Genomic DNA, 12,349 nt, shown 5'->3' on the forward strand with positions numbered 1-12,349 from the left:
TGAAGGTACCTCATTCGCTCCTGCGACTACTGACTTCCGCCGGCACATCATCCCCGGCCATGCGCTTGCGAAACAACGCCGCCCGGGCCAGCAGCAGGGTGGTCACCGGTACGGTGATCGACAGCAGGATCGGGATCAGCCAGGCGTGCAGTACCGGCCCGGACTTGAGCGCCGAAAAATAGACGATCGAGGCCAACGCCACGCACCAGGCCCCCAGTGTCGAGGCCAGGGCCGGCGGGTGCATCCGCTGGAAGTAGTCCTTCAACCGTACCAGACCGATTGCCCCGAGCAGGGCGAGCAGGCTGCCGAGCACCAGCAGGATTGCCACTGCGCCTTCGATCCACATCGACAATTGCCCGTTCATTCGATCACCTCGCCACGCAGCAGGAATTTGGCCAGGGCGAACGAGCCGACAAAGCCGAACAGGGCGATCAGCAATGCCGCCTCGAAATAGGTGTCGCTGGCATAACGAATTCCCAGCACCAGCATCATCAGCATGGCCACGATGTACAGGTAGTCCAGGGCCAATACCCGATCCTGCGCCGAGGGGCCCTTGAACAGCCGCAACAAGGTCAGCACCAGCGCCAGGGAGAACAGGAACAGGCTCAACAGGATCGCGTTCGACAGCAGCGGGCTCATTGGAAGATCTCCATCAAGGGGCGCTCGTAGGTGGCCTTGAAGTGGGCGATGAACGAGGCTTCGTCGTCCAGATCGAACACGTGCATCAAGAGGATGCTTCGGTCCAGCGCCAGTTCCGACCACACGGTCCCGGGGATGACCGTAGTGATCATCGACAGTGCCGCTAGGCCATTGGCGTCGTGCAGCTCAAGCGGCACCTTGACGAAGCGTGAGCGAGGCGGGCGGCGTCCGGCGTTCGCCACGCCCCAGGCCACGGCCAGGTTGGACCCCAGCACGTCAAAGCCCACCCGCAGGAACAGCCGAAGCACCGTCCATGGGCGGCGGATACGAATGGGCCGTGGTCGCAGCGGTCGCATCAGCAACGGTGCCAGAAAGCCCAGCGCCGCCCCCAGTAACACATGGCCTGCGCTGACGGACAGATTCAGGACCAGCCATAGCAGCCAGAGCGCCAGGGACAGCCATGGTGCGGGGAACAGGCGCTTCATGGCTGCACCTCCTGTAACGCGGCACGGGCATCGGGGCTTGGGATGGCGCCGGTGGCGAGCACCGACATCACGTAATGTTCAGGGTTGTTCAGGGCCTCGGCGGCCTCCCGGGTGTAGCGCAGCAGCGGCTCGGCCTTGAAGGTCAGCACGATGCCCAGGCCCAGCAGCACGATGATCGGCAGGCATTCGAACGATCGCAGCAAAGGCGATGGCCGCTCCTTGGGGGTCCAGAAGCGTTGGATGCCCAGGCGCGAGAATGCGATCAGCGAGGTCAGCCCGGAGAGGATCAGCAAGGCCAGCAGGCCCCACGCCTGAGGGGAGACGGACTGTCCGGCGCTTTCGCCAAGCCCCAGGGGGTTGAGCAGCGCATTCAACAGGCCCAGCTTGCCGATGAAGCCGGAAAGGGGTGGCATACCGACAATCAGCAGCGAACAGGCAATGAAACTCAAGCCGAGGAAGGCCAGTGTCCAGGGGATGACCTGTCCGACCACGGCCTTCTGCTCATCATCGAGGTTGGTGCCCTTGGGCGGTTCCAGGGATTCCAAAGGACGGGGCAGCGCATCGACATCGTCTTCCAGTGGCAGTTCGTTGGCCGAGCGCGAACGTTCGATCAACTCCGCCAGCAGGAACAGCGCACACAGCGCCAGGGTTGAACTCACCAGGTAAAACAGCGCCGCGCCCACAAGATTTGGTTGGGCGAAGCCGATGGCCGACAACAGGATACCGGCGGACACCAGGATGCTCAGGCTCGCCATGCGCTCCAGGCGCTGGGCCGCGAGGATGGCGATGGCGGCGCAGACGATGGTCGCCATGCCGCCATAAATCAGCCAGTCGCCGCCGAAATAAGCCGAGGCGCCGGCCTGGCCGGAAAACAGCAGCGTCCACAGGCGCAGGATCGTGTAGACACCCACCTTGGTCATGATCGCGAACAGTGCCGCCACCGGCGCGCTGGCGGCGCTGTACGCCGGCACCAGCCAGAAGTTCAGCGGCCACATACCGGCCTTGGCCAGGAACGCCACGGCGAGAATGGCCGCCCCGGCGTGCAACAGGCCTCGGTCGGCTTCGGGGACGAGGGGTACTTTCAACGCCAGGTCGGCCATGTTCAGGGTGCCGGTAACCCCGTAGATCAGCGCCGCGCCGATCAGGAACAACGACGAGGCCAGCAGGTTGATGGAAATGTAATGCAGCCCCGACGATACCCGTGCCCGGCCCGAGCCATGCAGCAGCAACCCGTAGGAAGCCGCCAGCAGCACCTCGAAAAACACGAACAGGTTGAACAGGTCCGCCGTGAGGAAAGCACCATAGAGACCCATCAGTTGGATCTGGAACAGCGCATGGAAGCTCGCCCCGGCACTGTGCCAGCGGGCAATGGCGAACAGCAGGGCGCTGAAGCCGATAATGCCGGTCAGCACCAGCATCAGGGCCGACAGGCGATCGACCACCAGCACGATGCCGAAAGGCGCCTGCCAGTTGCCCGGCAGGTAGACGCCGATGGAGGCGGGCAGGGCCTGGTCCTGGGTCCAGCGCAGCAACAACACCGCGATACCCAGTCCCAGTAGCGTGGAGAACAGGTTGATCCGCGCTTTGAGCGTACGGTGCTTTTCGCCCAGCATCAGCATCAAGGCGGCGGTCAGCAGCGGCAGCAGGATGGGGGCGGCGATCAGGTGAGGCGTCAACATCATTCCTTGGGCTCCCGGCCGTCCACATGGTCGGTGCCGGTCAAGCCCCGGGAGGCCAGCAGCACCACCAGGAACAATGCGGTCATGGCGAAGCTGATCACGATGGCAGTCAGCACCAGGGCTTGGGGCAACGGGTCGGTGTAGTGCAGCAGATTCTGGGGCACACCATCCTTGATGATCGGTTCCTTGCCGATGAACAGGCTACCCATGCTGAAGATGAACAGGTTGACGCCGTAGGACAGCAGGCACAGGCCCATGACCACCTGGAAGGTCCGTGGCCGCAGCACCAGCCAGACACCGGAGGCGGCCAGGACACCGATTGCAATTGCGATGACTTCTTCCATCAGACGGCGGCTCCTGTGACGGGTGCGGTGGATTTGGCCTGCAGGCCCGGCTTGTGGGCCCGCACCGATTGGTGGGCCAGGGCGGTGAGGATCAGCAGGGTCGAGCCGACCACCACCGCATACACGCCGATGTCGAAGAACAGCGCGCTGGCCACATGAATATCGCCCAGCAACGGCAACTCGAGGTGCCAGGTGTGGGTGGTCAGGAACGGATAACCCACGGCCATTGCGCCAAGACCGGTGACCGTGGCGAAGAACAGCCCGGTGCCCATCCAGCGCAGGGGGCGCAGGCTCATTTGCGCCTCGACCCACTGGGTGCCGGCGACCATGTATTGCAGGATGAACGCCACCGACATCACCAGCCCGGCCACGAAGCCGCCGCCCGGTTGGTTGTGACCGCGCATGAACAGGTAGAACGACACCACCAGGGCAATCGGCAGCAGCAGGCGCACCAGCACCGACGGCACCATCATGAAGCCCAGGGCTGTGTCACTGGCGTGACGCGGGTTGACCAGGTCGGTGACCACGTCAGGTGCCAGCAGTCGCTGCTGCGCCGGGAGCTGCATGCTTTCCTTTGGCGGCCGGAAACGCCGCAACAGGGCGAACACGGCCAGGGCGACCGCGACCAACACGGTGATTTCTCCCAGGGTGTCGAAGCCGCGGAAATCCACCAGCATCACATTCACCACGTTGCTGCCGCCGCCCTCAGGCAAGGCCCGGCTGAGGTAGAACGAAGAAATGTCGTTAGGGGTCTGGCGTGTCAGCATCGCATAGGACAGCAGCGCCATGCCGCCACCTACGGAGAAGGACAGCAGCAAGTCGCGCAGGCGACGCACGCGAGCACGCCGTTCGCTGTTGGGGCGCGGCAAGGCGTCCTCGATCCGCCGTGGCAGCCAGCGCAGGCCCAGCAGGATCAGCACAGTGGTCACCACTTCCACCACCAATTGGGTCAGGGCCAGGTCGGGGGCGGAGAACCAGACGAAGGTCACGCAGGTCATCAGGCCGCAGACGCTGACCATGGTCAGGGCCGCGAGCCGGTGATACTTGGCCTGCCAGGCCGCGCCCAACGCGCAGGCAATGGCCAGCAGCCAGAGAATGACGAACACGATGGAACCGGGAATCTTCGGTCGATCACCCCAGACCAGCGTGCTGTGCAACATCGGAATCAACCCGGCCAGAACCGCGACCAGCACCAGCAGGAACAGTTGGGCCTGGAGGCGCCGGGTGCTGATTTGCCGTTCCAGCCGGCGGCTCAGGCGCATCATCAACACCAGGCTGCGCTCGAACAGCCGCTTGCCGCTGAGCCGGCCAATGAGCGGTGGCTGCAAGATCTGCCCGCGCTTGAGTCGTTTGCGAAGCAGCAGGTACAGGACGATGCCGCCGGTCATCGCCACCAGGCTCATGATCATCGGCGCGTTCAGGCCATGCCAGATCGCCAGGCTGTAATCAGGCAGGGAACCGCCTACGACCGGCAACGCAGCGGCAGCGAGCAGGGAGCCGACCACTTGGGCCGGGAAGATCCCCACCAGCAGGCAGGCAAACACCAGCAACTCCACCGGAGCCCGCATCCAACGGGGCGGTTCGTGGGGTGTGAGGGGCAGGTCGGTGGCGGTGGGGCCGAAGAACACGTCCACGGTGAAGCGCAGGGAATAGGCGACGCTGAAGGTTCCGGCGACGGTGGCGATAATGGGCAGTGACAGTTCGACCCAGGCCGTGGCGGAGATGAAGACGGTCTCGGCGAAGAACATTTCCTTGGACAGGAAACCGTTGAGCAACGGCACCCCGGCCATCGCCGCGCTGGCGACCATGGCCAGCGTTGCCGTGAACGGAATCAGCCGCACCAGCCCACTGAGCTTGCGAATGTCGCGGGTGCCGCTCTCATGGTCGATGATCCCGGCGGCCATGAACAGCGAGGCCTTGAAGGTGGCGTGGTTGAGGATATGAAACACCGCCGCCACCGCCGCCAAGGGACTGTTGAGGCCCAACAGCAATGTAATCAGGCCGAGGTGGCTGATGGTGGAGTAGGCCAGCAGGCCCTTGAGGTCGTTCTGGAACATTGCGCAGTAGGCGCCCAGCATCAGCGTACAGGCACCCGCACCGCCAACGATGTAGAACCACTGTTCGCTGCCCGACAGCGACGGCCACAACCGCGCCAGCAGGAACACTCCGGCCTTGACCATGGTGGCCGAGTGCAAATACGCCGATACCGGAGTGGGCGCGGCCATGGCGTGGGGCAGCCAGAAATGAAAAGGGAACTGGGCGCTTTTGCTCAGCGCGCCAATCAGGATCAGTGACAGCAGGACCGGGTAGAGGGTGTGGGCGCGGAGGGTATTGCCGGCGGCCAAGACCCGGTCCAGGTCATAACTGCCCACCACATGGCCGAGCAGCATCACCCCCGCCAACAGGCACAACCCACCGGCCCCGGTCACCATCAACGCCATGTAGGCACCGCGTCGGGCATCGGCGCGGTGGTGCCAATAGCCGATCAGCAGGAACGAGAACAGGCTGGTCAGCTCCCAGAAAAACACCATCTGGATCAGGTTGCCGGAAATCACCAGCCCCAGCATGGCGCCCATGAACGCCAGTAAAAATGCGAAGAAACGCGGCACCGGATCGTCCGGCGACATGTAGTAGCGCGCGTACAACGACACCAACGTGCCGATGCCCAGCACCAGCAGCGAAAACAGCCAGGCAAAGCCGTCCAGGCGCAGCACGAAATCCAGGCCCAGGCTGGGCAACCAGGCATAGGTCTCGCGGATCACGCCGCCGTCGGCGATTTGCGGGTACAGCAAGGCCACCTGGACCGTGCCCGCCAAGGCGACCAGGCCAGCCAGCAGTGATTCGGCGTTACGGGCGTTATGCGGCAACAGCGCCGCGACACAACTGCCGAGGAAGGGCAAAAGCAATAGAACTATCAGGGACATAGGCTTCTATTCGGCGGGTGGATAGCAGGGATCATACGTGGCGTATTCCAGATCACCAACCGCGAGGGTGTCGCAGAATCCTACAAGGTAGGTGGCGTTTTCCTAAAAGTCCCGGGCGATACCTATGTACCGCACCCGGATAAAGCTCTTTCACCATGCTGCGCCATACAGAAAAGGATATCTGTATGGCAAAGCGACCCGCTGACAGGCTTCTACAACGCTGAAGTGCCCGGCTCACCGACTCGACATCTGCAATTTAACGCCGATGTCGTCAACCAGGCGATGCCTGCAAGTCTCCCGGTGTTGACGGCAATGGCGGCTCAGGTGGAGGTCTTGCCGGCGGGCGTGGATCTGCGTATTCAAGACTGCATCGTCTGCGTGCCGAGCTATTTCTCTTTCGACTTGCCGGACCTCGGCTCGGGCATCGTTACGGGGGGCTGCCAATGATTGGTGGAGCACGGCAAGCCAGCCCCGGGGTGCGGCCATTCCAGAGCAAGTCGGCCAGCAGATGCGGGCGCAGACGTTCCAGTCCTTCAGCACCTTCGACCAAGCACTTTGGCGAACCCTCGCCGAGCATCCGACGCTGTGGGGCAGGGCAGACGACATCAACCAAAAGCGCATCGAACGAGGTTTTGCGCCCTATGCGCCGAAAGGCACCTGGGTCGGTGAACGCCGTGAGTTCGAACTGCGTTATCAGGCTCGGGCGGAGCTGGGCGAAAATCCGTTCGACCTCGACCGTATCAGCATCACTACGCCAAACATCGAGCACGGCAGGCCGGTCATCGTCCCGGCCGTTATACCGTGGCCGGCGCCACCGATCGGCACGGGCACCCGAACGCCCCTGGCGCCGCCGGGCATCGAACAGCTCGGCCCGACCACCTCGCCGATTGCACCGCCGCTTTCGCCGGACTATCCCGGCAAACCCGTAATCCCGGTCCTACTGGAAAACGAGACGTTTCCGGCTGTTGATCCGGGGCAAACCGATGCGAGTATTCCCGGGTATCCGGGGGATATGGAGCTGCCTTCGCCGGATGAGATGTTTTATGACCGGCGGGATGATCCTGGCGTGGCGCTCGGGTTTGGGCAGCCAGTGTCGGGCATCTGGTTGGGTGAAGCGGCGAGAACGACTGGTGCGCCGATTCCTGACAGGATTGCGGATCAGTTGAGGGGGAGGGAGTTTGCACCATACGAGCGACCTTAAGGGGCAGGAGCTGGAAAAGTATCTGAATAGCTTGGTTGACCATTTCGAACTTATTACTGAGCATCCTGACGGCTCAGATGTACTCTTCTATCCCAAGGAGGGCCAGGAAGACAGCCCTGCCGGAATCCTGAAGGAAGTCAAGGAATGGCGCGCCCGTAATAATAAACCCGGCTTCAAGCCAGAGTAGATCAAGCCCGCATACGCATCTGCTCGACCAGTCTCGAACAGGTGCGTCATCGGACATGGAATTGATACAAGGAAAAACATGGATGGAACTTAAACCCAAACTCCAGGATTACACAGAGGCCGAGTTTCAGGCGTTCGTAGGGAGAATCTGGAATGTCGACATGGGCAAGGAAGAGCATGATCGACTGATACTCGTTCATGCTGCGTTGAAAACAGCCTCGCCTGACCTTCGTCTCAAGACTTTTCGTACAGAGCCTGGCTCCCTCGCCACAGGTTCCATCATCATTGCAGGTGACCCGCCTCACTGCTCGCGCTCAAGCCCCCCATCCACCTCGACAATCTCTTTGCCCCGCATCTTCAACTCACTGACAATCACCGCCGCCACAATCAACGCCGCACCAAACAAGGCAATCGCCGGCAACCGCTCGCCGGCCAGGCGCCCGGCGATGCCGGCCCACACCGGCTCACCGGCATAGATCAATGTGGCACGGGTCGGCGACACGCTTCGCTGCGCCCAGTTCATCGCCACCTGGATCGCCGCGCTGGCGGCCCCCAGGCCCACGGCACTGAACAGCAGGAACCAGGAAAAGTGCGGAATCGTTTCCTGGGTCGGTACCACCATCAGGAACGCCAGTACCGCCGTGCTTGCCAGTTGCACCACGGTCACACGGCGTACATCGACCTGGCCGGCATAGGTGCTGATCAGGATGATCTCTGCAGCAATCGCGATGGCGCTGATCAGTGTGGCGATTTCGCCGGCGCTGAAGTTCAGCGAAGCGCCGGCAGGTCCCGACAGCAGCATCAGCCCGGTGAACGCCAGCATGATGCCAATGCTCGGCATCAAGCCTGGACGACGACCCAGCACCAGCCATTGCAACAGCGGCACGAACGGAACGTAGAGCGCGGTGATGAAAGCCGACTGGCTGCTGGGGATGGTCTGCAGGCCGACGGTTTGCAAGCCATAGCCGAGCATGATCGCCACGCCGATAAAGACCCCGGCCTTGAGCTCGAACAGGGTCAGGTCCCGCAGGTGACGCCAGGAAAACAGTGCGACAAACGCCGCCGCGGCAGCAAAGCGCAGGCCGACGAAAAACATAGGCCCGCTGACTGTCATGGCGTGCTGTACCAGCAGGAAGGTCCCGCCCCAGATCATGGTGATCAGCACCAGCACACACTCAGCTTTGCTGAGGCGCAGGAAAGGGGAAGGAGCCTGGGGGGAATTCACGGATGTCATGCCTTGCGCGCCACTTGAGGCAGACGCACAATGCGTCCGAAGTTGGGCAGTATAATGCGCAGCCCCATGAAATGAGCAATATAGTGCACAAAGAAAATGGCCCGCGGGCCTCCGTCCTGCAACACGTCAGCCAGAACATCCGCCGCCTGCGTCATGCCGCGCAGCTCAGCCAGAGCGCGCTGGCGGAACTGTCCGGGGTCAGTCGGCGGATGTTGGTGGCGATCGAGGCGGGCGAGACGAACGTCAGCCTGACCACCCTGGATCGCGTCGCCGAGGCGTTGAACGTGGCCTTCAGCGACTTGATCCAGGCTCCCGACGCTCGCGACCCGAGCCGGATCAACGAGCTGGCCTGGGCGGGTACCATCCCCGGCAGCAAAGCCGTCTTGCTGGCGAAGGCCACGGCCAGCCGAGAGGTCGAGCTCTGGGAATGGCGCCTCGAACCCGGCGAGCATTACCATTCCGAACCCGACGCCGATGGCTGGAGCGAGCAACTCTATGTGTTCGAAGGCTGCCTGACGCTACTGTTAGGCGACGAAGAGCGTCGTATCGGCGCCGGTGAGTTTTTCATGTTCGCCAGCAACCAGCCCCATGCCTATCGTAACGACGGCCCGGTAGCGGCAATATTCGTACGCAATGTGGTGATTTGAATCCGGGGAGAGCGGCATGGACACAGCGGATATCCTGATCATCGGCGGCGGCCTGAGCGGTGCCATGCTGGCGGCGCAGTTGCTGCGTTTGCCCGGCCGACGGGAAATCCTGATCGTCGAACCGCGCAGCGAACTGGGTCGGGGCGAGGCCTACAGCGCCGTGGAATTGGGCCATACGTTGAATGGCAACGCCGCACGGATGAGTGTCGACCCGGACAATGCCGATGACCTGACTCAATGGCTCACCGCGTTCATGGAGGCCGGCGGCTGGCCCGAATCGGATCAGCAGCACGTGCCGGTCAGCGAGTTGTTTCCGCCTCGCGGACTGTTTGGCCTGTATGTGCAGCAGCGCCTGGCCGAAGCCCGGGCGATGGGCGCACGCAATGGCTCGACAGCGGAGCATGTGCGAGGTGAGGTGGTCGATCTGCAACTCGTCGATGACGCGGTGTGGCTGACACTGAACGACGGTCAGACCCTGCGTGGACGTTTCGCCGTGCTGGCGACCGGGATGTTCCCGGCGGCGCGCACCCCGCAGACCGAATCCAGCGGTTTGAATGCCGCGGCCCTGGATCCTTGGGATGTGGCTGCGATGCGCCAGCTCGACCCGCAGTCCACGGTGTTGATCATCGGCTCGGGACTGACCATGGTCGACGCCGTGGTGTCCCTGGAGCAGGCCGGGCACCGCGGGCCGATCGAAGTGTTTTCCCGCCATGGCCTGCTGCCCCACGTGCGCCGCCAGCCGCCGGCCTGGGTGGATTTCCTCGCTGAAGATCACAGCCTGCGTTCGCCACGCCAGTTGATGCGCGCCCTACGTGAACAATGCCGCCAGGCCCAGGCCCAGGGCATCGATTGGCAGGCTCCGTTGGACACTGTGCGTGCCCATATCGGGCGGTTGTGGAACCAGGCCAACGATGTGCAGCGTCGGCAATTCGTCCGACATGTACGGCCATGGTGGGAAAGTCATCACCACCGTTCGCCGCCGTTGAGCGCGGAGCTGGTGGCGCGTTTGCATGGGGAAGGGCGGTTGCGGATCCAGGCGGCGTCGTTCAAGGGGCTGGCGTCGTCTCCCGAAGGCACAGTGGGTATTCACATCCGCCGCCGGGGAGAAGCCGGCTTGACAGTGGTGCAGGGCGCAGCGTTGATCAACTCCAGCGGTATTGAATATGACTGGCGGCGCGTGGCCCGACCGCTGCCGCAACAGTTGCTGGCCCGAGGGCTGGTCCAGCCGGGGCCGCTGGCCCTGGGCATCGCCGCCCGGCCTGACGGCGCGGTGCTCAACGCCCGAAGCGAACCCGCCGCCCGCTTGTTTGCCATGGGCCCGCCGTTGCGGGGGATGTGGTGGGAAAGCACCGCCGTGACCGACGTGGCAAGCCAGGCCAAGGCATTGGCGGCGCGCTTGGCCGACTTGCAAATCCAATATCGAAATTAAGCAAAAATTAGTGGTGAGGGGATTTATCCCCGCTGGGGTGCGTAGCGCCCCTAAAACTGCTTTTTCGGTGTGTCAGGCATATTTTGGGGCCGCTGCGCGACCCAGCGGGGATAAATCCCCTCGCCACAGGGACCTTCACAAGGGGCCTGTCACAAGGGGCCGTGTTCACTTAAATGAGGTTACAGCTCAGTGAGCGTCACCCACCGCCGCTCCCGCGCCGCCAGGCGAATCGCAGCCGCCAGCCTCTCCACTGCCCAGGCTTGCTCGAAATCCGTTCCGCTGCCACCCTGGCCGGCGAACGCCATGACCAGTTCCTGGACTTCCAGGGTTTTCAACTCGTTGTAACCAAGCTGGTGACCCGCCGCCGGGCTGAACGCTGCGTACCCCGGCAGTTCCGGGCCGGCCAGGAGGCGTTGGAAGCCGCAATGCCCGACGCGGCACAGCCGCAGTTCATTGAGCCGTTCCTGATCGAACGCCAATGTGCCCAGAGTGCCGCTGATTTCGAAGCTCAAGTGATTCTTGTAGCCGTGCTTGAGCCAACTGCTGCTCACCGTGCCTTGAGCGCCATTGCTGAAGCGCAGCAGGGCGTGGACGTGGTCGTCCACCGCAATGACCCGTTGCTCGGACGCGCCGGTGCTCACAGGGCGCTGGGTGTGCACGGTTTGGCTGTCGGCGCACACCGCCTCTACATCCCCCACCAAATGACGGGCCATCGCCAGCAGATGACTGCCCAGGTCGGCCAGTGCCCCACCGGCATGGGCTGCCTCGCAGCGCCATGACCAGGGGGAGGCTGGATCGGCCATGAAGTCCTCGCTGAATTCGCCCTGGAAACTGATGATCTGTCCCAGCTCACCGCGCCGGATCATGTCCCGCGCCAGCTGGATCATCGGATTGTGCTGGTAGTTGTAGCCGACCCGCGTCACCACGCCTGCCGTCCGCGCCGCTGGCCGCATCTGCTCGGCCTGCGCCAGGGAAACCGCCAGAGGCTTTTCGCAATAGACCGCCTTGCCGGCCGCCAAGGCGGCCATAGCCATCGGAAAATGCAGGTGGTTGGGGGTGGTGATGGCGATCAGATTGACCTTCGGGTCGTCGATCAACTGCTGCCATTCGCTGTGAGACGCCTCGAAGCCCCAGCTTTGAGCGCATTGCCGGGCACGCTGCGGATCGGCGTCGGCCAGGGCCGCCAGTTTGAGATTCAGGGGAAGGTCGAACACCGCTTTGGCATTATTGAATGCCAAAGCATGGGCACGGCCCATGAAGCCGGTGCCAATCAGGCCGATGCCGAGGTCATGCATGAGTAGAGCCCTTTGAATAATTATTTTCAGGAGAGCTCTTTATGGAATAAATATTCGCTAATTGCAAATATTGGAATAAATATTCATTCTTGCGGTCACAGAGGATCCCTTGTGGGAGCGAGCCTGCTCGCGATAGCGATGTATCTGTCACAGTAATATTGACTGACCCGACGCCATCGCGAGCAGGCTCGCTTGTATGTTTAGACTTGAAGGGGTGGGCGGGACTAAAAGCTCGATTCCGACTCTAGCCAGTACGGACCGTGGGAGACTTCTCGTCCCGCCCCTT

12 protein-coding genes and 2 pseudogenes are annotated in these 12,349 nt (G+C 62.9%); 6 read left to right on the top strand and 8 right to left on the bottom strand.

From position 1 onward, the window contains the following. Positions 1–10: 10 nt before the first annotated feature. The 6 genes from EGM97_RS17910 to EGM97_RS17935 are packed head-to-tail and all read right to left on the bottom strand — an operon-like array spanning position 11 to position 6,071. Positions 11–364 carry a Na+/H+ antiporter subunit G gene (locus tag EGM97_RS17910; RefSeq protein WP_053157264.1) on the bottom strand — a complete coding sequence of 118 codons (354 nt, stop codon included), beginning with the start codon at positions 362–364 and terminating at the stop codon, positions 11–13. After that, the gene (locus EGM97_RS17915) at positions 361–639 is read right to left on the bottom strand and encodes a K+/H+ antiporter subunit F (RefSeq protein WP_047700910.1); all 279 of its coding nucleotides are present in this window, start codon (positions 637–639) and stop codon (positions 361–363) included. Before EGM97_RS17915 ends, EGM97_RS17910 begins: the two co-directional genes overlap by 4 nt. After that, complete coding sequence (locus EGM97_RS17920) at positions 636–1,124, bottom strand: Na+/H+ antiporter subunit E (protein ID WP_238965277.1); 489 nt, start codon at positions 1,122–1,124, stop codon at positions 636–638. Before EGM97_RS17920 ends, EGM97_RS17915 begins: the two co-directional genes overlap by 4 nt. Next, positions 1,121–2,806 (bottom strand): monovalent cation/H+ antiporter subunit D, encoded by a 1,686-nt coding sequence (locus EGM97_RS17925; protein WP_238965276.1) that lies wholly within the window; start codon positions 2,804–2,806, stop codon positions 1,121–1,123. The genes EGM97_RS17920 and EGM97_RS17925 overlap by 4 nt, the downstream gene beginning before the upstream one ends. Next, on the bottom strand, positions 2,803–3,147 hold the full coding sequence (locus EGM97_RS17930; RefSeq protein WP_053157256.1) for a Na+/H+ antiporter subunit C: 345 nt from the start codon (positions 3,145–3,147) through the stop codon (positions 2,803–2,805). Before EGM97_RS17930 ends, EGM97_RS17925 begins: the two co-directional genes overlap by 4 nt. Beyond that, entirely contained in the window at positions 3,147–6,071 is a 2,925-nt protein-coding gene (locus tag EGM97_RS17935; protein ID WP_238965275.1) for a monovalent cation/H+ antiporter subunit A, read from the bottom strand. Before EGM97_RS17935 ends, EGM97_RS17930 begins: the two co-directional genes overlap by 1 nt. Positions 6,072–6,353: 282 nt before the next feature. Between EGM97_RS17935 and EGM97_RS17940 the strand changes: the two genes are divergently transcribed. The 4 genes and pseudogenes from EGM97_RS17940 to EGM97_RS17955 all read left to right on the top strand — a co-directional run. Then, positions 6,354–6,518 (top strand): hypothetical protein, encoded by a 165-nt coding sequence (locus EGM97_RS17940; RefSeq protein ID WP_343075412.1) that lies wholly within the window; start codon positions 6,354–6,356, stop codon positions 6,516–6,518. A gap of 37 nt (positions 6,519–6,555) precedes the next feature. Further along, positions 6,556–7,272: a hypothetical protein gene (locus tag EGM97_RS17945; protein WP_477788830.1), complete on the top strand. Its 717-nt coding sequence runs from the start codon at positions 6,556–6,558 to the stop codon at positions 7,270–7,272. Continuing rightward, positions 7,250–7,459, top strand: a complete 210-nt coding sequence (locus EGM97_RS17950; protein WP_477788826.1) for a bacteriocin immunity protein — start codon at positions 7,250–7,252, stop codon at positions 7,457–7,459. The genes EGM97_RS17945 and EGM97_RS17950 overlap by 23 nt, the downstream gene beginning before the upstream one ends. Positions 7,460–7,541: 82 nt before the next feature. Next, positions 7,542–7,652 (top strand): annotated as a pseudogene (locus EGM97_RS17955) (bacteriocin immunity protein); the annotation flags it as partial. Between the two features lie 107 nt (positions 7,653–7,759). Here the strand turns inward: EGM97_RS17955 and EGM97_RS17960 are convergent. After that, a pseudogene (locus EGM97_RS17960) lies at positions 7,760–8,760 on the bottom strand (DMT family transporter). 15 nt (positions 8,761–8,775) lie between these two features. Here EGM97_RS17960 and EGM97_RS17965 point away from each other — a divergent pair. Both EGM97_RS17965 and EGM97_RS17970 read left to right on the top strand, forming a co-directional pair. After that, complete coding sequence (locus EGM97_RS17965; protein WP_238965274.1) at positions 8,776–9,339, top strand: helix-turn-helix domain-containing protein; 564 nt, start codon at positions 8,776–8,778, stop codon at positions 9,337–9,339. Positions 9,340–9,355: 16 nt separating this feature from the next. Beyond that, positions 9,356–10,768 carry an FAD/NAD(P)-binding protein gene (locus EGM97_RS17970; RefSeq protein WP_238965273.1) on the top strand — a complete coding sequence of 471 codons (1,413 nt, stop codon included), beginning with the start codon at positions 9,356–9,358 and terminating at the stop codon, positions 10,766–10,768. 179 nt (positions 10,769–10,947) lie between these two features. Here the strand turns inward: EGM97_RS17970 and EGM97_RS17975 are convergent, their stop codons facing one another. Further along, positions 10,948–12,063 (bottom strand): Gfo/Idh/MocA family protein, encoded by a 1,116-nt coding sequence (locus EGM97_RS17975; protein ID WP_238965272.1) that lies wholly within the window; start codon positions 12,061–12,063, stop codon positions 10,948–10,950. Positions 12,064–12,349: the final 286 nt, after the last annotated feature.

The organism is Pseudomonas sp. AF32, assembly GCF_022342325.2.
In the GTDB taxonomy this organism is placed as follows: Bacteria; Pseudomonadota; Gammaproteobacteria; order Pseudomonadales; family Pseudomonadaceae; genus Aquipseudomonas; species Aquipseudomonas uvaldensis.

Excerpts from the sequence above, each read along its gene's own strand:
- EGM97_RS17910 (WP_053157264.1), bottom strand. The coding sequence starts at position 364 with ATGAACGGGCAATTGTCGATGTGGATCGAAGGCGCAGTGGCAATCCTG.
- EGM97_RS17915 (WP_047700910.1), bottom strand. The coding sequence starts at position 639 with ATGAGCCCGCTGCTGTCGAACGCGATCCTGTTGAGCCTGTTCCTGTTC.
- EGM97_RS17920 (WP_238965277.1), bottom strand. The coding sequence starts at position 1,124 with ATGAAGCGCCTGTTCCCCGCACCATGGCTGTCCCTGGCGCTCTGGCTG.
- EGM97_RS17925 (WP_238965276.1), bottom strand. The coding sequence starts at position 2,806 with ATGATGTTGACGCCTCACCTGATCGCCGCCCCCATCCTGCTGCCGCTG.
- EGM97_RS17930 (WP_053157256.1), bottom strand. The coding sequence starts at position 3,147 with ATGGAAGAAGTCATCGCAATTGCAATCGGTGTCCTGGCCGCCTCCGGT.
- EGM97_RS17935 (WP_238965275.1), bottom strand. The coding sequence starts at position 6,071 with ATGTCCCTGATAGTTCTATTGCTTTTGCCCTTCCTCGGCAGTTGTGTC.
- EGM97_RS17940 (WP_343075412.1), top strand. The coding sequence starts at position 6,354 with ATGCCTGCAAGTCTCCCGGTGTTGACGGCAATGGCGGCTCAGGTGGAG.
- EGM97_RS17970 (WP_238965273.1), top strand. The coding sequence starts at position 9,356 with ATGGACACAGCGGATATCCTGATCATCGGCGGCGGCCTGAGCGGTGCC.
- EGM97_RS17975 (WP_238965272.1), bottom strand. The coding sequence starts at position 12,063 with ATGCATGACCTCGGCATCGGCCTGATTGGCACCGGCTTCATGGGCCGT.